An 18,017-nucleotide genomic window follows, 5' to 3' on the forward strand; every position below is an offset into this window, starting at 1 on the left:
TCATCTACTTGCGGGACTTCCGGCGCAGGACATGGAAGGACACGGCGAACGCCACTCCCACGGCCACGATGATCGCGGCGAAGACGGGATGCATGTCCTTGGACAGGCTCTGTGCGCGTTCTGGGCCGATGGCCCAGAGCGCCAGGGGCGTGGCGTAGGCCGCGGTGAGCGCGATCGCGCCCCAGCGGAGCGCCTTGAGCCGGGTGTCGCGCAGGGTGCCGACCAGGACCAGGGCGACCGGGACCACGGCGAGCATCGCGAACTGGCCGATGATCATGACCGGCACGGCCCAGGCCGAGACGAGGACGGAACGCGGGAAGCGGCGGACGGTGGTTTCGCGGTCGAGTGTCTGGGTGGACATCGGTTCCTCCGGGTTCGGGATGCGGTCAGCAGGGGGATTCGGCGGTGGTCTTGAGGTCCTTCAGCCAGGCTTCGAGGCCCCAGCCGAGGAATTCGGTCGCGGCCTTGATCAGGGTTTCGGTCGCGGGGCGGCGGTCTGCGCGGGTGTCACGGCGCCGCCGAGGTAGGCGGAGCTCCTTGTTAGTTGTAGTTGTGATAGTTAGAAGCTATAACGACAATCGAGTGAGTGTCAATAGGGAAAGTGATAGCCTCTAACTGAGCGTCGAAGGAGTCGTTGATGGCCGCGAAGACCTCGCGTGAGCGTTACCGGGCCCAGGTGCGCGCCGAAATCAAGCGGTACGCGTGGGAGCAACTGGGCACGACGGGTGTCTCCGCGCTGTCCCTCAACGCGATCGCCAAACACGTGGGCATGAGCGGCCCCGCGCTGTACCGGTACTTTCCCAGTCGCGACGACCTGATCACGGACCTCGTCCGCGACGCCTACCGAAGCCTCGCCGACGTCGTCCGGGTGGCGGCCGGGTCCGGCGGCGTGGCCGAAGTCGCCTGTGCGATCAGGGAATGGGCGCTGGCGGATCCGCAGCGATATCTGTTCGTCTACGGAACGCCGATCCCCGGTTATCGCGCACCCGGTGACACCACGGAGATCTCGAACGAGATCATGGCCGAACTGCTCAGGGTGCACGCGGCGGCTCTCGGTGACGGGCGGGTGACGGCGTTCGACGGTCATGTCGGGGGCCATCGCGAATGGGCGGGCGGGTTGCCGGTCTCCTCCGCGGTTCTCCGCCGCGCCTTGACGTTCTGGACCCGGATCCACGGCGTCCTGTCTCTCGAACTGGCCGGCCATTTCGCCGGGATGGGGTTCGACCCCGCCGTCCTGTTCGCCGCCGAGCTCGACGTTCTGTCCACAGAGGACGGTTCCCGCTGAGCGGGGCATCGCCGCCCGCTGTGCTAACTTCCGGGGATGCGCAAAGGATTCAGGGTTCCTTTCGGTCGTACGCTCGCGGTGATCGCGTCGGTGCTTCTGGCCTCGCTGATCGGCCCCGGTGCCGTCGCGAACGCGTCCGGCGGGAACGGTTGTGAATGCGCCACTCCGTCGATCGACCGGTTGCAGCAGTGGCTCGCCTCCGGTGAGGGCGCCACCGTGCCACCGACCGGCAGCCTGCTCGTCCGCGAACGCGGCGGTTACGCGGCCAAGGTGGCCTTCCTCGGTACCGAATGGCATGTGGTCGTCGTCTGGCTCGGGAATCGGTTCGAAGCGCAGGCCGATCTCTCGAAATCCGCCGGTTTCTGGATGACCTACAGCGCGACCGACGACCTCTACGTCCAGCTGCGGCCTGCCTCGAAGTGGAGCGGCGGCGACAAGTGGCTCACGAAGGTGCCGTCGACCGGCGGGAAGATCGTGAAGAAGTTCTTCAGTTTCAAGCCGACGGCCTGGACGACACTCCCCGAACTGGGGACGCCCGGTTACTCCTTCGCTTCGGCGCTGACGGAGGCGCGAGGCCTGGTCTTCGTCGGCAAAACCCCGAACCGGCTCGACTTCCGGGGCCTCTCGATCGACCGATATCGGCCGCCCTGTCTCTGAAAGCTCCTCGGTATTCACCTGTCCGGACCGTCGTTGTCGCGCACCGTGCCCGTTTTGTCCTGTACGGTGAACATTCAGCCGCCTGCGCACGACCGATCCGAGGAGTACCCCTGATGAGCCTGTTCGACTCGCTGAAGGAAAAGGCCGCCGAACTGCTGGGCGGCGCGGGCGACAAGGTCAGCGAACTGACCGGCGTCGACCTTTCCGGTGCCGCCGACCAGGTCACCCAGTCCGCCGGCGGGCTGGCCGAGAACGGCCAGGGGCTCGCCGAGAACGCCACCGCCGCGGGCCAGGACGCCGTCGACTCGGCCACCGCGGCCGGTCAGGGCGTCGTCGACTCCACCGGTGCCTTCGGTGACGCCGCCACCGGCCTGGCGGGCGACGTGATCGACCCGAACGCCCGGGGCTGAGCCGCCCCCGGCCTCCCCGGTATCCGGCGGATACCGGGGAGGCCGTCATATCCGCTCGGGAGCGCGCCGGACGCGGCACCGGCCCGCCCTTCGCGGTCGTGCGCGAGCGACGTCGGAGCAGGCCAGACCGCGTACTCCGGTGGGGCGATGACCGGTCTTCGGCATGACGATCTTCTGTTTCCCTTGCCCCGCAAGGGAATTCTCGCCAAGGTGATGAAAAGGGAACCGGTTGTGGTAACCCGTCCGTGATCGTCAACCGACTCAAGCCCGTCGGCCTGTGCGCCGGGCTCACCCTGCCCGCGCTCGTCCTGCGGTTCTCCGGTAGCGAACCGGGGGCGGTGGCCGGGCTGGTGCTGTTCAGCCTGGCCGTCGTGGCGGCTTCGTTCCTTCTCGCCTGGGCCGCGGAAGCCGCGCAGATGGACATCTCCGGCGGGCTCGCGATCGCGGTACTCCCCGAGTACGCGGTGGACCGGTACTTCGCCTGCGCGGCAGGCTCGAATCCGGAGTACGTCGCCTATGCCGCGGCGAACATGACCGGCTCCAACCGGTTGCTGCTCGCGTTGCGTTTCCCGCGCCGGGCCGCCTGGGCCCTGCTCGGCCTGTTCGCGGCGAAGTTCGCGTTGCGCTTGTCGCCTTGATCCGCGATCGCCATCACGTCCTGCCGCCCCTCGCCGCTCCGTTCCTGCGATCGGCTGCCGGGAAAAATGAGGCCCGCCCGAGCGTCGTTCGACGGTAGTCTTGGCGAAACTGACTGATCTGCGGGGGAGCGGACCATGGTCGGAATCTGGATAGCCCTCGGAATACTCCTGTTGGTGATCGGCGTCGCCGTCGTCACCGACCTGCGCGACCGAGGCCGGGGCGGGACACGCAAGTTCATGTTGCCGGGCTGGGCCTCGCGACGGGCCGACTACACGGAGAACGACCTCGTCCACGGGCGCTGGACGGAAAAGCCGCCGCGTGAGCAGGACGAGGAGCACCAGCGCAAATACCGGGCCGGCGACGAATAGGGAGTCACGCGGCAGGCCTCGTCCAGCACCAGGCGGCGCGGAGGGCGGCGATCAAGGCCTCGTCATCGGCGAAGGTGGGTTCTTCCCCGACCGGCACCCAGACGCGGTCGACGACTTCCCCCTGCCTGGTCCGGACGACGGAGATTCCGGGGTAGGACAACGTCGCGCCGCCGTCGTCGGCCACGTGGCGTGGCTCCCAGCGGAGCTGGACAACGCGATCAGGGCTCATGGACCACAACTTTCCGTACTTGCGTACAGGGTAAGTCGTCTCTCGGTGGCCGTGCGTTTCACGCCGGGCTTGTGACGTGCGCCCTTCGCACTGCGGATTCCCGTGCCGGATTCGCTTGTTCGCGTGAATTCCGCGGAAAGAATGGTGTCACTCCAAAGGTGGTGACCCCCATCACAGGGTCCTCTCTCATCGTGGGAACATGAGGGTCAAGGCTGCCGGATCCCGGAGGGTGAATGCTCCGCAGAATGCGTCGCTGGCTCGAATTGCTCAGTCTCGGCGGGTTGGCGGTGGTCGGCTTCGCGGTCGGGATCGCGGAACAGCTCGGCTTGCTGGACAAAGTGGCGCCGAAAGGCATCTCCACGCTGACGCTGATCATGGTCAGCGGCGTGGTCGTGGTGCTGCTTATCGAGCTGACCCCGTTGCGCGCACTGGAGGACATCCGCGATCGCCTGGCGGGCCTCGACATCGACACCATCGCCGCGAGCCGCCGCCGGTCGCACTACGGCGGCGTCGTCGAAGTGCACAAACGCTTTCCGGACGAAGAGTTCGCGGCGCATATCGCGAAGGCCAAGCAGGTGACGATCCTGAACACCTGGATTCCCAACCTGCAACGCCTGGAAAAGGAACTGGAAGCCGCGATCGTCGACCGGCGCGCCCAGGTACGCATCATGCTGCTGCACCCGAACTCGATGCTGGTGGGGCTGCGCGAAGCGGCATTGGACCGGAGCGACGGCGCGGGCAAGACCTTCGTGAGCACAGGGATCGTGGAGTGCCTGGAGACCCTCGCCCGCCTGCACCGGCGGCTGGCGAAGCGTCAGGCCAACCTGAAAGTGCGAGTGTTCAACTCGCAAGCCTCGGTTTCGGTGTACCGAGCCGATGGGCGCTACCTGGTCAGCATGTTCCTGCACGGCCAGCTGGCGATCGATTCACCGCAGTTCGAGATCGAGGGCACGCACGACACCGTGCTCGGCGAACAGATCCAGCGCGAGCTCGACACGTTGTGGGACATCGGCCGCGACGTGGACCTCGGCGACTGGAACCGAAGCATCGACATGATCCGTTTCTGAGCAAGAGGTGTAGTGATGCGCGAACTCGACGAATTCGAAGACGGTTTGATCGAGCGGTTCCGGAACCACCCGGCGTTGCGAGGCGTCACCGAGCTCCCGCAGGAAGACCTGCAGACCGTCCTGCTGCAACGGCGTTTCCTGTCGCTGGCCTTCACCATGGCCTACGACCTGGCGATCGACCTGCTCACCGACGAGCAGTCCAAGCGGATCGCCCGCGTCATCATCCGTGAGGAATACCCGGACAACGCTTCGCCCGGCAGCACGCCTTCGCACCGCGAGGACATGATGGCGGACATCCTCGCGCTGGGCGTCCCGCGTGAAGCGCTGGTGCGATCGCGGAGGTCACTGGCCACGACGGCGTGCATCGACACCACGATGGAGTTGATCGCCACCGCGGGCGACTCGAAGCACGCCGACGTCGAACTGCTGACCATCCTGCGCTTCTGGGGTGAGGTGCTGGTCTCGGTCGAGTACGGCGAACTGTGGCGCCGGATCGGCCCGGTGCTCGGCGACAAGTCCGTCTTCTACTACCCGCACCATGTGCACGACGCGAAGTCCCGCCCGCTCGCCGCCGCGTCCCCGCTTTCGCTCACCCATTCCGATCAGCTCGGGCTGCGGCTCGTGCAGCTGATCGACTCGAGCGAAGCGCGGGAGCGGTTCCGTGAGACGGAGCAGGCGGTCGTCGCGGTCAAGACGGCCTTCTACGACCAGTTCCTGCCCACCTCGTGAGCCGCCCCCTAAGTCCGTGCCTGCGGCTGACTCACACGAGACCGGAGAACCGGCCCAGCGTCTCCTCGCGCCCCAGCGCCTGGGTGATCGCGTGCAGGTCCGGGCTCCGGGTCGAGCCCGTGATAGCGATCCGGATGATCTGCGAGGCCTCGCGAATGGAGCCCGGGAAACCTTCGGGGTTCTTCTTAAACTCCTTGGCGTTCTTCGCGAAGCCGTGCTTCGCCGCCACCTCGCGGATCTGCTGGAACCATTCCTGGCCGTCGTCGAGCTGCTGGTAGTTCTCGACGAAGTCCCGCGCCACGGCCCGGACGACCTCGGAGTCGACGCCGAGGGCCGCGATCCGCTCGTCGTCGGCGCTCGCGACGGCGGCGTGCAGCTGCGGGAAGAAGAAGCCGTAGACGGCGCGGAACTCGCTCCACTTCTTCAGGTCCTTGCGGGGGTTCTCGGCGCCGTCGCGCTCGACGGCGAGCGCGCGGAGCGCGAGGTCCGGCTCGGCGTCGAGGACGGCGAGCAGCGCGGGGTCGAACCGCTCGGCCCAGCCACGCACCTCGGAGAGGATCTCGGCGCCGGACAGCGTGGCGATGTGGTCGGCCGAGATGTCGTCGAGTTTGACCAGGTCGACCAGCGGGCCGGCGACTCCGCACTCCTCGAGCTTGATCGGCTCGGCCAGCGCCTGGTCGAGCGGCATCTCGGCGAGACGGCCGTTGGCGAGGCCGCGCAGGTAGTAGAGGACGGCCTTCGTCGGGTAACCGGACTCGATGTAGAAATCGACGCTCGCTTCCGGGTCCTTGCGCTTCGACAGCTTGCGCTTGCTGCCGCCCTCCTGCTTCATCAGCGGCGCGATGTGCGCGTACGTGATCGGCTCGAAGCCGAGCGCGTCGAACAGCTGCTGGTGCACCGGCACCGACGAGATCCACTCGTCGCCGCGGATGACCAGGTTGACGCGCATGAGGTGGTCGTCGACGGCGTGCGCGAAGTGGTAGGTCGGCAGCCGGGGGCTCTGGTCGGAGCTCTTGAGGATGACGACGTCGTTGCGGTTGGCCTCGGCCTCCAGCGGGCCGCGGATGGCGTCGGTGAACCGGGCGCGGGCGCCGGTGTCGTCGGGCGCGCGGAACCGCACGACGTACGGGTCTCCGGCGTCGAGCTTGGCCTGGACGTCGGCGGGGTCGGCGTCGCGCCAGATGGCCCACGAGCCGTAGTAGCCGGTCGGCAGCTTCGTCGCCTGCTGGCGGGCGGTGATCGCCGCCAGTTCGTCCTTGGTGGCGAAGTCGAGGTACGCGCGGCCGCTGCGGAGCAGGTGGCGGACGTAGGTCAGGTAGATCTGCTCGCGCTCGGACTGCTGGTACGGGCCGTAGTCGCCGCCGCGGTGGATGTCCTCGTCGGCGGCGAGGTCGAAGTAGGCGAAACCGCGCTCGAACTGCTCGATGGCGCCTTCGACCTCGCGGGACCGGTCGGTGTCCTCGACCCGGACGAGGTAGCGGCCGCCGCTGCGGCGGGCGACGTCCTGGTCGATGGTGGCGACGTAGACGCCGCCGATGTGCACGAACCCGGTCGGTGAGGGGCCGAAGCGGGTGACCAGGGCGCCCTCGGGGAGCTCGCGGGCGGGGTAACGCTGTTCCCAGTGCTCGGGCTCGGGCAGGTCGGCGGGGAAGAGGGCGTCGATGACTGCTCGGTCCAGCATGGCGGTTCAGATCTCCCGGCGTCGTGGTGCATGGCGGTTTTCGCCACCGAAGAGCCTAACCGTCCGGCCTCCCGGCCTGGTGAGGGTGGGTCCCGAAGCCGGATCGAGACGTGCTTTTTCGTCGGTGCTCCCCGGTAAAATAGGCCTTGCCGGACATTCGGGAGGAAATCGGTGACCACCGATAGCTCGCTTCGTGAAGAACCCCAGCTCACCATCCGACCAAAGCCCTCGGCGTTCTTTTTGCGCCGTCGTTTTCTCCGCACTTTCGGGCCCGCGCTGGTGCTGGCCGTCAGCGGCCTGATCGTCCTGCTCGTGAGCGGCACCGTCGTGGTGCCGTTCCAGCAGACGCTGGTCCTGCGCGGCAAGATGGGCTCGAAATCGGATCTCTTCGAGGACGCCAAGGTCCAGGAAATCCTGATGCGTCACCACCTCCGGGTCCACGTGACCAGGACGGGATCACGGGACATCGCCACGCACGACCTCAGCCAGTACGACTTCGTGTTCCTCTCGGGCGAGCCCGCCGCCGGTCTCGTCCGGCGGTCGAGGGCCAACGAGTGGACGGGCTCCGCGCGGCAGCCGTTCACCAGCCCGATCGTACTGGCCACGTACCGCCGTTACGCGGAAACGCTGGCGGGTAAAGGGATCGCGGTGAAACCACCGGGGCAGGACCTCTACTACACGCTGGACACCGACAAGTTCATGCAGGTGATGAAGCGGGGGGAGACCTGGGATTCGCTGGGCGTCCGAGACCACGGCGCCGCGAACGGCAACCGGGTGCTGGCGCAGACCTCGAACATCTGCGACTCCAATTCGGGCGCGACGTACCTGATCTTGCTGGCGTTCCTGGAGAACGGCCGTCAGGTCCCGGTCGTCGACCCGCGTCCGGCCGGCGCGCCCGCCGGACCGCCGAACCTCTCGGACGCGAAGAAGCTGGCCAGCCGGTTGAAACCCCTCGTGGCGGCCCAGGGCTTCCCGTCGTCCGATCTCTCGGAGTCCTACGCGAACGTCGCCGAAGGTGACAAGCCGATCGTCGTCATCTACGAGCACCAATACCTCGCGATGCAGTTGCGGGCCAAGGCGCAGAGCGGGCAACCGGACCACGACCGGGTGCTGCTGTACCCGAAGGACAACATCCTGACGAAACCGCAGTTCCTCGCCCTGAAGCCCGAAGCGGAACGGCTGGGCGAACTGATCACCTTCGATCCCGAGCTGCAGCGCCGCGCGATGGAGCTCGGCTTCGGCGTCGCGACCCCCGCGGGCAGCACGAAGAGCGCGCGGCTGTACGACTTCCTGCGCGGACAGGGATTGCCGACCCCGGAGACCGCCGACAACGACAGCACCACGCCGCTGCCGGACAATCTGGTGCTGGAGGAGATGATCAAGACGGTCGGGGACTGCCCGTGAAGCGGCTGCTCGCGGTCCTGTGCTGCCTGCTCCTGGTGGGCACCGCCTGTACGAGCGGTGGCCAGAAGGTGAAACTGCGCGTGCTCGCCAGTTCCGAACTGGCCGACCTCGGGCCGATTCTCGACGACCTTCGCGGGGAAACGGGAATCGAACTGGAAATGGATTTCCGGGGAACCGTCGACGCGAGCACTTCCCTCACGCCGGGGAAAGCGACGCACGATCTCGCCTGGCTTTCCACCGACCGGTATTTCCAGCTCAAGCACCGGCAATCGGGCGACAAGGGGGAACGGCCGCTCGCGACCAAGACCATGGTGTCGCCGGTGATCGTCGGGATCACCCCGGCGAAGGCGGCGGAACTGCGCCGTGGCAAACCCGACGGGAAGCTCTCGTGGGCGGACCTGGCGGACGCGGCGGCGGGCGGCGGCTTCCGGTTCGCGATGGCGGATCCGGCCAAGTCGACCAGCGGGCTCACCTCGCTCGTCGGGGTGGCGACGGCCGCCGCGGGCACCGGTGCCGCGCTGCGTCTCCAGGACGTCGAATGCGACAAGCTCCAGGGCTTCCGCACCGGGCACACGCTCACGGCGGACACCTCCGCCGAGGTGGCCGAGCGGTTCGCCGAGCGCCAGGACGTCGACGCGATCATCGGGTACGAGTCCACGCTGCTCTCGCTCAACGCGAGCGGCAGGCTCAAGACACCGCTGGAGCTGGTGTACCCGCGCGACGGCATCGTCCAGTCCGACTACCCGGTCCTGTTGCTCGACCCGGCCAAGCGGGAGGCGTACGACATGGTCGTCTCTTGGCTCAGGAGCCCGGCGACACAGAAGAAACTGATGGAAAGGACGCTCCGGCGCCCGATCGCCGGCAACGTGGAGCTGGATCCGAGACTGCCCGCCTCGACCGGGAACTCGCTGTACTTCCCCGACGAACAGGCGGTCGTGGACAAACTCCTCGACGACTACGCGGCCACCGCCGGCCGTGCTCCCGGGCGCGTGATCTTCGTGCTGGACTTCTCCGGTTCGATGAAGGGGCAAAGGATCGCCGCGCTCCGGGCGACCTTCGCCGGGCTGAGCGGCGGGCCGGACGGCGGATTCGACCGCTTCTATCGCGGCGAGCTGCTCACGGTCCTCCGTTTCGGCGGGAAGATACTGGGGGACAGGGAGTTCACCGTCGGCGGGCCTCAGGATCTCGACGCGCTGCGGGCCTTCATCGCCGCCGACGAGTTCGACGGCAGCACGGCGGTCTGGTCGGCGCTCGGTGAGGCCTACGCGAAGGCCGGCGCCCATCGCCGTGCCGAGCCGGACCGGAGCGTCTCGATCGTGCTGATGACCGACGGCGAGAACAACACCGGACCGGGCATCGAAGAATTCCTGCGCGCGCCGAGGGATCCGGGCGTGCGCACGTACACCATCCGGTACGGCGAGGCCGATCCCGCCGAACTGGAACGCGCGGCCGTGGCCACCGGTGGCCGGATGGTCGACGCGAACGCGACATCCCTGCTCAAGGCCTTCAAGGAGATCCGTGGTTGCCGATAATCTGTGGTGGGACGTCTGGGGAGTGTGGCTCGGGGTCTGGGTGCTGACCGTGGCCGCCTTCCTCGTCGCGGCCGTCGTCTTCGTGAAGCACTGGCGCCGCGCCCGATCCGACGGCGACCAGGGGATGATCCGGGGCATCGCCTTTTACCTGCACACGAAGTCCGTGATGGGGCTCTATCAGTTGCATCGCTACAACGAGGCGCTGGAACAGGAGGTCGAGAAACGGAAGAGCCGGGGCTGGCGGTTCTGGGGATCGGGCGGATTCGGCCCGCTGCAAGGGGAAACCGAGCGCACCGACACCGATGAGGAGTTCCGGCGGTACATCCGCAAGGCCGAACCGATCACGGTGATCGGCATCGTGACGAAGGTGCTCGAGAAGCACCACGACATCATCTACGTGGACCTGGCGAAAGAGGAATTGGTCCACAACCGGGCGCTGGTGAAGGAACTCGGCTGGGCCGACGGTCCCGAGAGCACCCGGCAGCTCCAGACTCGGCTGCGGGGTGTCGAGGCGTTCGTCTCGGTGAAGGGCCTGTTCCGTAAACGCTCCCAGACCGACACCGAGACGGTTTTCGTGGCGCCGTACGGGAATCCGGACGATCCGGGGCGGAGCAGGCGGGTCCGCTTCACCTGCGTCACCAGCGACCTGCGCGACACCGCGCCCGCCGGCGCGTTCCGGGCGCGGTGTCTCGGCAAGGTCGAGGACTGGGACCCCGAAACCGGTGAACTCGTCGTTCACCCCATCGCGATCTTCAAATGATCGGCGCAGAAACACCCGACGCCTTTCGCGATCCAGTCCCGGCCTTCCCACTCGGGGTGGCGTTCGATCATCAGCGCTTCGATCTCCGCGGCGATGGTCTCTTCGGGAAGAGACGAGTCGCGCCGTGACCAGGTCTCGTCGCGCAGCAGTTCGAGGTATTCGCGAACGTCGGTCAGGATCCGGCGTCCGGAGATGTCGCCGTGGCCGGGGACGACGATGTCCGGCCCGGCGGCGGCCAGCCGCCCCAGCACCTCGATCCACCGCGATCCCGAGACGTCGGTGTCGTGCGGCGGGAACCACGGGAAGATCGCGAACTGGCCGGTCTCGACCAGATCCCCGGTGAACAGCGCGCCCGCGTCGGGCACGGTCACCACCTGGTCGCCCTTGCTGTGTGCCCGCCCGGTGGCCTCCATGCGCACCACCCGTCCGCCGAGGTCGAGTTCGTACGCGTCGTCGTAGACCACGTCCGGGGTGGCAAGGACGACGCCGTCCAGCGCCCGGGCGACCGGGGCGCCGAGGCCGCGGAACATCTCCAGATAGCCCGGTCCTTTGTGGACCAGGTCCGCCGCCTGTGCGCTGTTGACGAGGTAGGTCGCCTCGTCCGCGAAGACCTGCGCGCCGAAAGCGTGCTCGGGGTGGAAATGCGTGGTGGTCAGGTAAATCCGGCGGCCGCGGGCGTGCTCGGCCGCGAAGGCGAGCACCTTCTCCGCGTTGCGGGGACCTAGCCCCGTGTCGACGACGAGCACCGAGTGGGAGCCGCCGATGATCCCGATGTTGGGGACGAGGTCGACGCCGAGATTCGGGACCACCACGAGGTCGCGGGCGATCTCCCTGGCTTGGCCGGGTTCGACGGCGGGCTCGTGGGTGAGGGGTTCGAAGGGCATGACCCCAGCTTCGGGCCGGTCTCGGTGCGCCGTCCAAGTCCGATCTCCACCGCTTGATACCTGATGGGTATCATCGCTGGTGATGGAGCTTCGTCTGCTGCGATATTTCGTGGCCGTCGCCGAGGAGCGGCACTTCGGCCGGGCCGCCGCGCGGCTGCACATGACCCAGCCGCCGCTGAGCCGGGCCATCCGGCAGCTGGAGAGCGACCTCGGCGTCGTCCTGCTGCTCCGATCCGCCGCCGGCGCCGAGCCCACCGCCGCCGGGGCCGCGCTGTACGCCGAGGCTCGCACCCTGCTGGACCAGGTAGAACGTGCCCGTGCCCGGGTGCTGGAGGCGGCGGGGCCCGCGACGCTCACCGTCGGCACCCTGGCCGACGGAGCGGGGGAGTCGGGCACCCGGCTCGCCGCGGCGTTCCGCCGACGGCATCCCGAGGTCTCGATCCGCTTCCGCGAGACGGATTTCACCGATCCCACCACCGGGTTGCGCGCCGGGTTGGTCGACGTCGCGCTGACCCGGGCGCCGTTCGACGAGACCGGCCTCAGCGTCCGCGTCCTGCGATCCGACCCGGTCGGGCTGGTGCTGCGCACCGGTGACCCGCTCGCTGGCCATGCGTCGCTCCGGCTGGCCGACGTCGCCGATCGGCCCTGGTTCCAGCTGCCGGACGGCACGGACCGGCTGTGGCGCGAGTACTGGAACGGGGCCACGCCCATCGGGGAGCGTCCCGCCGGGCCGGTGGTGCGCACGGTCGGCGAATGTCTTCAGGCCGTCCTCTGGAACGGCTCGGCCGGGATCGCGCCGCTGGGGCACGCCCTGCCCGACGGGCTGACCTGGGTGCCGCTGACCGACATGCCCCCGAGCCCGCTGGTCGTCGCGTGGGTGACCGAGCGGGAGAACCCGCTGATCCGCTCCTTCGCGCGGATCGCCATCGAAAGCCATCGCTAGAGCGCACTTACAAGTGCGTACTTCCCTTGGGAGAGCGGCTCCCCGAAAGTGAGTCACAGCATCGCTCACCGTCCACAAGGGAGAACACATCATGTCGAGACCCGCTGTCAGGTCTCAGATCCGGGTCGGCCGCACCACCGTCACCTACCTGCCCGACGGCCACGCCTGGCTCAACCCCGCCGTTTTCCTGCCATCGAGCGTCCCGTCCGGCTGGGCGGCCCACGACGCGTTCCTCGACGAACGCGGCTGGTTCCCGGTCAGCATCGGTTCCTTCCTGATCCGCACCGGTGACCGGACCGTCCTGGTGGACCTGGGGCTGGGCGCCGCCGACTTCGCCTTGCCCGGTGCCGCCGAGTTCCATGGCGGCGGCCTGCTCGACGCACTGGCCGCGGAGGGCGTGACACCCGAAGACGTCGACACCGTGATCTACACGCATCTGCACCATGACCACGTCGGCTGGACGACGAACGTGCCGCCCAGCCCGGACGGCACGGCCGAGCCGGTGACCGGGCTGACCTTCCCGGCGGCGCGGCATCTCGTCAGCGAGAGCGAATGGGCGCACTGGTCCGGCACGAACGACCCGGTCGGTCCGGATCCGCTCGCCGTCCAGCGGCCGCTGGCCGAGGTGATCGGCTTCTTCGGAGACGGCGACATCGTCGCGCCGGGTGTGCGGATACTCGCCACACCGGGGCACACGCCCGGCCACAGCAGCGTCGTGGTCACCGATCCGGCCGCGGAGGACCCCCGCCGCGTCGTCGTGCTCGGCGACGTCATGCACTGCCAGGTGCAGATCACCGAAAGCCACTGGACGTTCGCGTTCGACGTCGATCCGGCGGAGGGCGTCGCCACCCGGGAGCGCCTGCTGAAGGAGATCGAGGACGATCGGACGATCCTCGCGGGCGGGCATTTCGCCGGTCAGGTGTTCGGCCGGGTCCTGCCGCCCACGTCGCGCCGGATCTGGGCCGCCGGCCAGGTCACCGGATAACGTCGGGGCATGCCGGAGCCACACCGCCGCCGTCCCCGTCCAGGCACTCCAGGCCAGGTGCTGGCCTGGTTGCCGGACGGGCGGCCGGCCGACGTGTACAGCGCGCCATGCCCTTCGCGACAGGTCCTGGACCGCATCGCGGACAAATGGACCGCGCTCATCGTCGGCTGCCTCTCCACGGGGACCAAGCGCTACAGCGAACTGCGCACCGCGATCGATGGGGTGAGCGAGAAGATGCTCACTCAGACCCTGCGCGGCCTCGAACGCGACGGTCTGGTCACGCGCACCGTGCATCCGACGGTGCCACCGAAGGTCGAGTACACGTTGACCAAGCTCGGCGGCACACTCTCCGCCCCGTTGGCGGTGATCCGGGACTGGGCCGAATCCCATATCAACGAGATCAACGACGCCAGGACGCGATACGACGGCGGCGTGTAGAAACAGCGGCTCCGGGGCATTCACCGGCATGCCGGACTCACCTCCAGAACCCGACGACGCGACCGTCGACGCTGTCGGAAAGCTGGTCTTCGCTCTCGAAACGGTCGAGCAGGCCCGCGGTCACCTGTACGCCTTCCATCACCTCACGGGGACAGCCGACTTCGCACTCGGCGATGCCGTCGAAGGCCTCCGGAAAGCCGGGCACGCCGAGTGGGCGGAGCGGATCGAGACCGAGCTGATCGGGCTCAACGTCCTGCCGGACAGGTGGACCTTCCAGGTGATCGAGGAGTATGACGACGGCTACTACCAGGCCTACCGCGACCTGACGCGGGACGTCGCCGAAGACCTGACCGGCGGGCGCCGTCACCTGCACGAAGAACGGATCAAGCGGCGACGGCGAACGGAGGGACGGCCGGGCCACGAAATGGGGCGGCCGTCGAGCGGCTGAGCTACTTGCGGGGGTCGTGGCCCCAGTTCATCAGCGAGTGCCGCCACGTCGTGTCCTCGATGTCACCGGACGGGCGCTGCGCGAGATGCCGGTGCACGTAGCCGACCACCTTGCGCATGTGCTTTTCGTCTTCCGCGGAGAGATCCGCTTTCTTCGTGCGCAGGATCGCCACGATCCGGCGGCCCGACTCGTGGCCGACGGACTCGCCGCCGTTCTTGTGCTGCCCCGCGTCGCGGGACTCGTCGGTCTTCAGCCACTTCTCGAGTTCCGCCGCGGTCATGTTGACCGCTTCGCCGAACTCGGTCCGGATGTCCTTGTCCTCGCTCACAGCTTCTCCAGAGCCTCGGGCTTGTGCACCGCTTCGCCGCCGCTTTTGTCGCTGCGGACCAGGTACTGCGGCTCCTCCTTGGACGCTCGCACGGTGCGGCCGCCCGCCTCGGTGTCGGAGGTGATCTCCTTCAGGACCTCACCTTCGGCCTGCCCGCCGTGACTGTTCCAGCGGACCTTGTCGCCTTTGCGGAATCGCTCGGTCATCGCACTCCTTCTCGTCGTGGACGGTCCGACGCGGGCCAGACGTACGGCAGGTCGTCGGGAACGTCCGGGAAACTCGCGCGGTAGTGCCCCGGGTCCTTGCGGACGAGCGCGGACTGGTGGCTGCGATGGAAGTCCGTGTCGCCGAGCCAGGGCGGAAGCTCTTTCGCGTCCGCGAGCCGGTCCTGGGTGCGGATCTCGTCCAGCCCGGTGGCGCGGAGAAGATCGAGCCGCAGCGTGTCGCGGCAGGTGTCCTGGCGACCGGTCTCGCACCAGACCTCGCAGATGTCGAGGCCGTACCGGACGAGTGCTTCCTCTAGCCCGCCCACATCGCCGCGGCCGGATGGTGACGCCAGCCGTACCCCGCCACCGTCAGCGCGCGCAGCACCTGGATCGTCTCGACCCGCTGCTTACCGAGCCTCCGCTGATCGAGGACGGAAGCGGAGGCCCGGAAGTCGACGCACGGGAGAAACGTCTGCACACCATCGGCTTCCCCGTCGTCACGGGTTCAAACCGATCAGAAGATCGACCAGCCGGTCAGGGTGGTGAACCGGTCCAGCGCCGCGACGCCCGCGACGGAGTTGCCGCGCGGGTCCAGTCCGGGGCTCCACACGCAGATCGCGCACCGGCCGGGGACGATCGCGACGATTCCGCCGCCCACGCCGCTCTTGCCCGGAAGTCCGACCCGATAGGCGAATTCGCCCGCGGCGTCGTAGGTACCGCAGGTCAGCATCACCGCGTTGACCCGCTTGGCCGCGCTCCGCTCGAGCAGCCGGGTGCCGTCGTTGCGGACGCCGTGGCGGGCGAGGAAGACCGCCGCGCGCGCGACGTCGCCGCAGTTCATCGCGATCGAGCACTGGCGCACGTACTGATCGAGGACGGCGGGCACCGGATGACGCATGTTCCGGTACGACGCCATGAAATACGCGAGCGCGCGGTTGCGGTCGGCGTGGGCGGCCTCCGACGCGGCGACCTCGGCGTCGATCCCGATGTCCGCGCGGCCGCTTTCTTCGCGAAGGAACCGAAGCAGTGTCTCCGCCGCGTCGCCGTGGTGCGCCAATTCGTCGGTCACCACGAGCGCACCCGCGTTGATGAAGGGATTGCGGGGGATCCCGTCCTCGTTCTCCAGCTGGACCAGCGAGTTGAAGGGGTTGCCGGACGGCTCGCGGCCCACCCGCTCCCACACGCCGTCACCGTGGGAGAGCGCGAGCGCCAGGGTGAAGACCTTCGACATGCTCTGGATGGAGAACGGCGTCTCCCAGTCGCCGACGCCGTGCACCCGACCGTCCACTTCGGCCACCGCCATGCCGAACCGTCCGGGTTCGACCCTGGCCAGGGCGGGGATGTAGTCCGCGACCGAGCCGCGGCCGATCTCCGGCGCGACGTCGTCGGCGATCCGGTCCAGCAACGCTGCGAGGTGCACGGCCGTAGCGTAGAAGCGCTCCTTCGCGCGCGAAGATCGGGGTTCGCCGGTGAACTTGTCAAATCGAAACGGGAAATACCAGTAAAACCACCAGAGTGACGTCCCGCACACCTTAAGTCTTCCTTAGCACTGTTGGTGACCTGCCGCACACGCTCTAGCGTCTGGCAACCATGGATTCCTCGCTGCTCACCGAAAAAGGTGAAAGCTACTCAAAAGCACTGGGCAACCGCCAGGTGCAGATGATCGCCATCGGCGGCGCGATCGGCGTCGGGCTGTTCCTCGGTGCCGGAGGCAAGCTCCACCAGGTGGGGCCGTCGCTGGTCCTGTCGTACGCGCTCTGTGGTATAGCCGCGTACTTCGTGATGCGCGCTCTCGGTGAGCTCGTGCTCCACCAGCCGACTTCCGGCAGTTTCGTCACCTATGCCCGCAAGTTCATCGGGCCGTGGGCGGGTTTCGTCTCCGGCTGGATGTACTGGGTGAACTGGGCGATGACCGGGATCGCGGAGATCACCGCGGTGGCCATCTACGTGCACAAATGGCTGCCCGACGTGCCGCAGTGGATCACCGCGCTGGTCGCGCTCGGTGTGCTGATCGTGGTGAACCTGCTTTCGGTGAAACTGTTCGGCGAGCTGGAATTCTGGTTCTCGGTGGTCAAGGTGCTGGCCATCGTGGTCTTCCTGGTCACCGCGGCCGGGCTGGTGCTCACCAGCGCCGACATCGGCGGCACAACGGCGGGCGTGCACAACCTGACCGCCCACAACGGCTTCTTCCCGGCCGGTATCGGTATCGCGCTGATGACGCTGCAGGCGGTCATCTTCGCGTATTCGGCGATCGAGGTCGTCGGTATCGCCGCCGGCGAGACCAAAGACGCCCGCAAGGTGCTGCCGAAGGCCATCAACGGGGTCGTCTGGCGGATCGGCGTGTTCTACGTGGGCTCCGTGCTGCTGCTGGCGATGCTCCTGCCGTGGCCGTTCTACAACGGCGGCGAAAGCCCGTTCGTCACGGTGTTCAGCCGCCTCGGGATCCCGGGCATCGGCGACGTGATGAACGCCGTCGTGCTCACCGCCGCGCTGTCGAGCTGCAACTCCGGGCTCTATTCGACCGGCCGCATCCTGCGGGCGCTCGCGGACAAGGGTGAGGCGCCGAAGTTCGTCGGCCGGATGAGCGGCCGTCACGTGCCCTACGGCGGCATCCTGTTCACTTCGGGCGCCTACGTGCTGGGCGTGGTGCTCAACTACCTGGTGCCGAAGGACGCCTTCGACATCGCGATCGCGATCGCCTCGCTCGGCGTGATCACCACCTGGGCGACGCTGATCTTCTGTCAGCTGCGGCTTCGTCAGGCGGCGCTGCGCGGGGAGCTGGAACGGCCGTCCTACCGGATGCCTTGGGCGCCGTACAGCGGCTGGGCGACGTTGGGCTTCCTCGCGCTGGTCGTCGTCCTGATGGGCTTCTCCGACGGTGCCGAGAAGATCGCCTTCTATTCGATCCCGGTGCTGGTCGTGGTGCTGGCGGTCGGCTGGCGGATCGTCGGGAAACGCCAACGCCAAGAGGTGCGCTGACCCTCCCGACTGGTGAGGACAGTGATCGCTGGGGTTGGTGTGAAG

General features: G+C 68.0%; 22 protein-coding genes and 1 pseudogene. 15 read left to right on the forward strand and 8 right to left on the reverse strand.

Annotated features, from left to right (window positions below; translation table 11 throughout):
• Positions 1–4 precede the first annotated feature (4 nt).
• Positions 5–361: a hypothetical protein gene (locus BLW75_RS40570; RefSeq protein ID WP_034316101.1), complete on the reverse strand. Its 357-nt coding sequence runs from the start codon at positions 359–361 to the stop codon at positions 5–7.
• Between the two features lie 276 nt (positions 362–637).
• Between BLW75_RS40570 and BLW75_RS40575 the strand changes: the two genes are divergently transcribed.
• From BLW75_RS40575 to BLW75_RS40595, 5 genes are all read left to right on the forward strand, one after another.
• Positions 638–1,285 (forward strand): TetR/AcrR family transcriptional regulator, encoded by a 648-nt coding sequence (locus BLW75_RS40575; RefSeq protein ID WP_034316097.1) that lies wholly within the window; start codon positions 638–640, stop codon positions 1,283–1,285.
• Between the two features lie 78 nt (positions 1,286–1,363).
• Positions 1,364–1,942, forward strand: coding sequence for a hypothetical protein (locus tag BLW75_RS40580; RefSeq protein ID WP_034316094.1), 579 nt, complete (start codon positions 1,364–1,366; stop codon positions 1,940–1,942).
• Positions 1,943–2,055: 113 nt separating this feature from the next.
• Positions 2,056–2,352: a hypothetical protein gene (locus tag BLW75_RS40585; RefSeq protein ID WP_034316092.1), complete on the forward strand. Its 297-nt coding sequence runs from the start codon at positions 2,056–2,058 to the stop codon at positions 2,350–2,352.
• Between the two features lie 245 nt (positions 2,353–2,597).
• A complete protein-coding gene (locus BLW75_RS40590) occupies positions 2,598–2,990 on the forward strand; it encodes a hypothetical protein (RefSeq protein ID WP_034316090.1) in 393 nt (130 codons plus the stop codon).
• Positions 2,991–3,125: 135 nt separating this feature from the next.
• Entirely contained in the window at positions 3,126–3,359 is a 234-nt protein-coding gene (locus tag BLW75_RS40595) for a hypothetical protein (protein WP_034316087.1), read from the forward strand.
• 4 nt (positions 3,360–3,363) lie between these two features.
• Here the strand turns inward: BLW75_RS40595 and BLW75_RS40600 are convergent, their stop codons facing one another.
• The gene (locus tag BLW75_RS40600; RefSeq protein ID WP_034316085.1) at positions 3,364–3,588 is read right to left on the reverse strand and encodes a hypothetical protein; all 225 of its coding nucleotides are present in this window, start codon (positions 3,586–3,588) and stop codon (positions 3,364–3,366) included.
• Between the two features lie 245 nt (positions 3,589–3,833).
• Between BLW75_RS40600 and BLW75_RS40605 the strand changes: the two genes are divergently transcribed.
• Together BLW75_RS40605 and BLW75_RS40610 are read left to right on the forward strand one after the other, a co-directional pair.
• Positions 3,834–4,655: a hypothetical protein gene (locus tag BLW75_RS40605; RefSeq protein ID WP_034316082.1), complete on the forward strand. Its 822-nt coding sequence runs from the start codon at positions 3,834–3,836 to the stop codon at positions 4,653–4,655.
• Between the two features lie 15 nt (positions 4,656–4,670).
• Positions 4,671–5,384, forward strand: coding sequence for a hypothetical protein (locus tag BLW75_RS40610; RefSeq protein WP_034316079.1), 714 nt, complete (start codon positions 4,671–4,673; stop codon positions 5,382–5,384).
• A gap of 31 nt (positions 5,385–5,415) precedes the next feature.
• On the opposite strand, the gene BLW75_RS40615 is transcribed toward BLW75_RS40610, so the two are convergent.
• A complete protein-coding gene (locus BLW75_RS40615) occupies positions 5,416–7,065 on the reverse strand; it encodes a glutamate--tRNA ligase (protein ID WP_034316076.1) in 1,650 nt (549 codons plus the stop codon).
• A gap of 171 nt (positions 7,066–7,236) precedes the next feature.
• Here BLW75_RS40615 and BLW75_RS40620 point away from each other — a divergent pair, with 171 nt between their 5' ends.
• The 3 genes from BLW75_RS40620 to BLW75_RS40630 are packed head-to-tail and all read left to right on the forward strand — an operon-like array spanning position 7,237 to position 10,761.
• On the forward strand, positions 7,237–8,469 hold the full coding sequence (locus tag BLW75_RS40620) for a hypothetical protein (protein WP_034316074.1): 1,233 nt from the start codon (positions 7,237–7,239) through the stop codon (positions 8,467–8,469).
• Positions 8,466–10,001 (forward strand): vWA domain-containing protein, encoded by a 1,536-nt coding sequence (locus BLW75_RS40625; protein ID WP_034316072.1) that lies wholly within the window; start codon positions 8,466–8,468, stop codon positions 9,999–10,001. Before BLW75_RS40620 ends, BLW75_RS40625 begins: the two co-directional genes overlap by 4 nt.
• On the forward strand, positions 9,988–10,761 hold the full coding sequence (locus BLW75_RS40630; protein ID WP_091599484.1) for a hypothetical protein: 774 nt from the start codon (positions 9,988–9,990) through the stop codon (positions 10,759–10,761). The genes BLW75_RS40625 and BLW75_RS40630 overlap by 14 nt, the downstream gene beginning before the upstream one ends.
• Here BLW75_RS40630 and BLW75_RS40635 read toward each other — a convergent pair.
• The gene (locus tag BLW75_RS40635) at positions 10,737–11,645 is read right to left on the reverse strand and encodes an MBL fold metallo-hydrolase (protein ID WP_034316066.1); all 909 of its coding nucleotides are present in this window, start codon (positions 11,643–11,645) and stop codon (positions 10,737–10,739) included. The two genes, BLW75_RS40630 and BLW75_RS40635, sit on opposite strands and share 25 nt — an antisense overlap.
• Before the next feature lie 82 nt (positions 11,646–11,727).
• Between BLW75_RS40635 and BLW75_RS40640 the strand changes: the two genes are divergently transcribed.
• The 4 genes from BLW75_RS40640 to BLW75_RS40655 all read left to right on the forward strand — a co-directional run bounded on the left by BLW75_RS40640 (position 11,728) and on the right by BLW75_RS40655 (position 14,459).
• Complete coding sequence (locus tag BLW75_RS40640; protein ID WP_034316064.1) at positions 11,728–12,588, forward strand: LysR family transcriptional regulator; 861 nt, start codon at positions 11,728–11,730, stop codon at positions 12,586–12,588.
• Between the two features lie 91 nt (positions 12,589–12,679).
• Complete coding sequence (locus BLW75_RS40645) at positions 12,680–13,573, forward strand: MBL fold metallo-hydrolase (protein ID WP_034316062.1); 894 nt, start codon at positions 12,680–12,682, stop codon at positions 13,571–13,573.
• Positions 13,574–13,582: 9 nt separating this feature from the next.
• On the forward strand, positions 13,583–14,011 hold the full coding sequence (locus tag BLW75_RS40650; protein WP_241783797.1) for a winged helix-turn-helix transcriptional regulator: 429 nt from the start codon (positions 13,583–13,585) through the stop codon (positions 14,009–14,011).
• Between the two features lie 28 nt (positions 14,012–14,039).
• Positions 14,040–14,459 (forward strand): hypothetical protein, encoded by a 420-nt coding sequence (locus BLW75_RS40655; RefSeq protein WP_034316057.1) that lies wholly within the window; start codon positions 14,040–14,042, stop codon positions 14,457–14,459.
• A 1-nt stretch (position 14,460) separates the two neighbouring features.
• Here BLW75_RS40655 and BLW75_RS40660 read toward each other — a convergent pair whose 3' ends face one another.
• From BLW75_RS40660 to BLW75_RS40675, 4 genes and pseudogenes are all read right to left on the reverse strand, one after another.
• On the reverse strand, positions 14,461–14,787 hold the full coding sequence (locus BLW75_RS40660; RefSeq protein WP_034316055.1) for a DUF3140 domain-containing protein: 327 nt from the start codon (positions 14,785–14,787) through the stop codon (positions 14,461–14,463).
• Complete coding sequence (locus BLW75_RS40665; RefSeq protein WP_034316052.1) at positions 14,784–14,993, reverse strand: hypervirulence associated TUDOR domain-containing protein; 210 nt, start codon at positions 14,991–14,993, stop codon at positions 14,784–14,786. Before BLW75_RS40665 ends, BLW75_RS40660 begins: the two co-directional genes overlap by 4 nt.
• Positions 14,990–15,471: pseudogene (locus tag BLW75_RS40670) on the reverse strand (MSMEG_6728 family protein). The gene BLW75_RS40665 and the pseudogene BLW75_RS40670 overlap by 4 nt, the downstream one beginning before the upstream one ends.
• Before the next feature lie 36 nt (positions 15,472–15,507).
• The gene (locus BLW75_RS40675; RefSeq protein ID WP_034316049.1) at positions 15,508–16,413 is read right to left on the reverse strand and encodes a glutaminase; all 906 of its coding nucleotides are present in this window, start codon (positions 16,411–16,413) and stop codon (positions 15,508–15,510) included.
• Between the two features lie 170 nt (positions 16,414–16,583).
• Between BLW75_RS40675 and BLW75_RS40680 the strand changes: the two genes are divergently transcribed.
• Positions 16,584–17,972 carry an amino acid permease gene (locus tag BLW75_RS40680; protein ID WP_034316047.1) on the forward strand — a complete coding sequence of 463 codons (1,389 nt, stop codon included), beginning with the start codon at positions 16,584–16,586 and terminating at the stop codon, positions 17,970–17,972.
• Positions 17,973–18,017 lie beyond the last annotated feature (45 nt).

It is taken from the genome of Amycolatopsis lurida (assembly GCF_900105055.1).
GTDB classification, from domain to species: domain Bacteria; phylum Actinomycetota; class Actinomycetes; order Mycobacteriales; family Pseudonocardiaceae; genus Amycolatopsis; species Amycolatopsis lurida.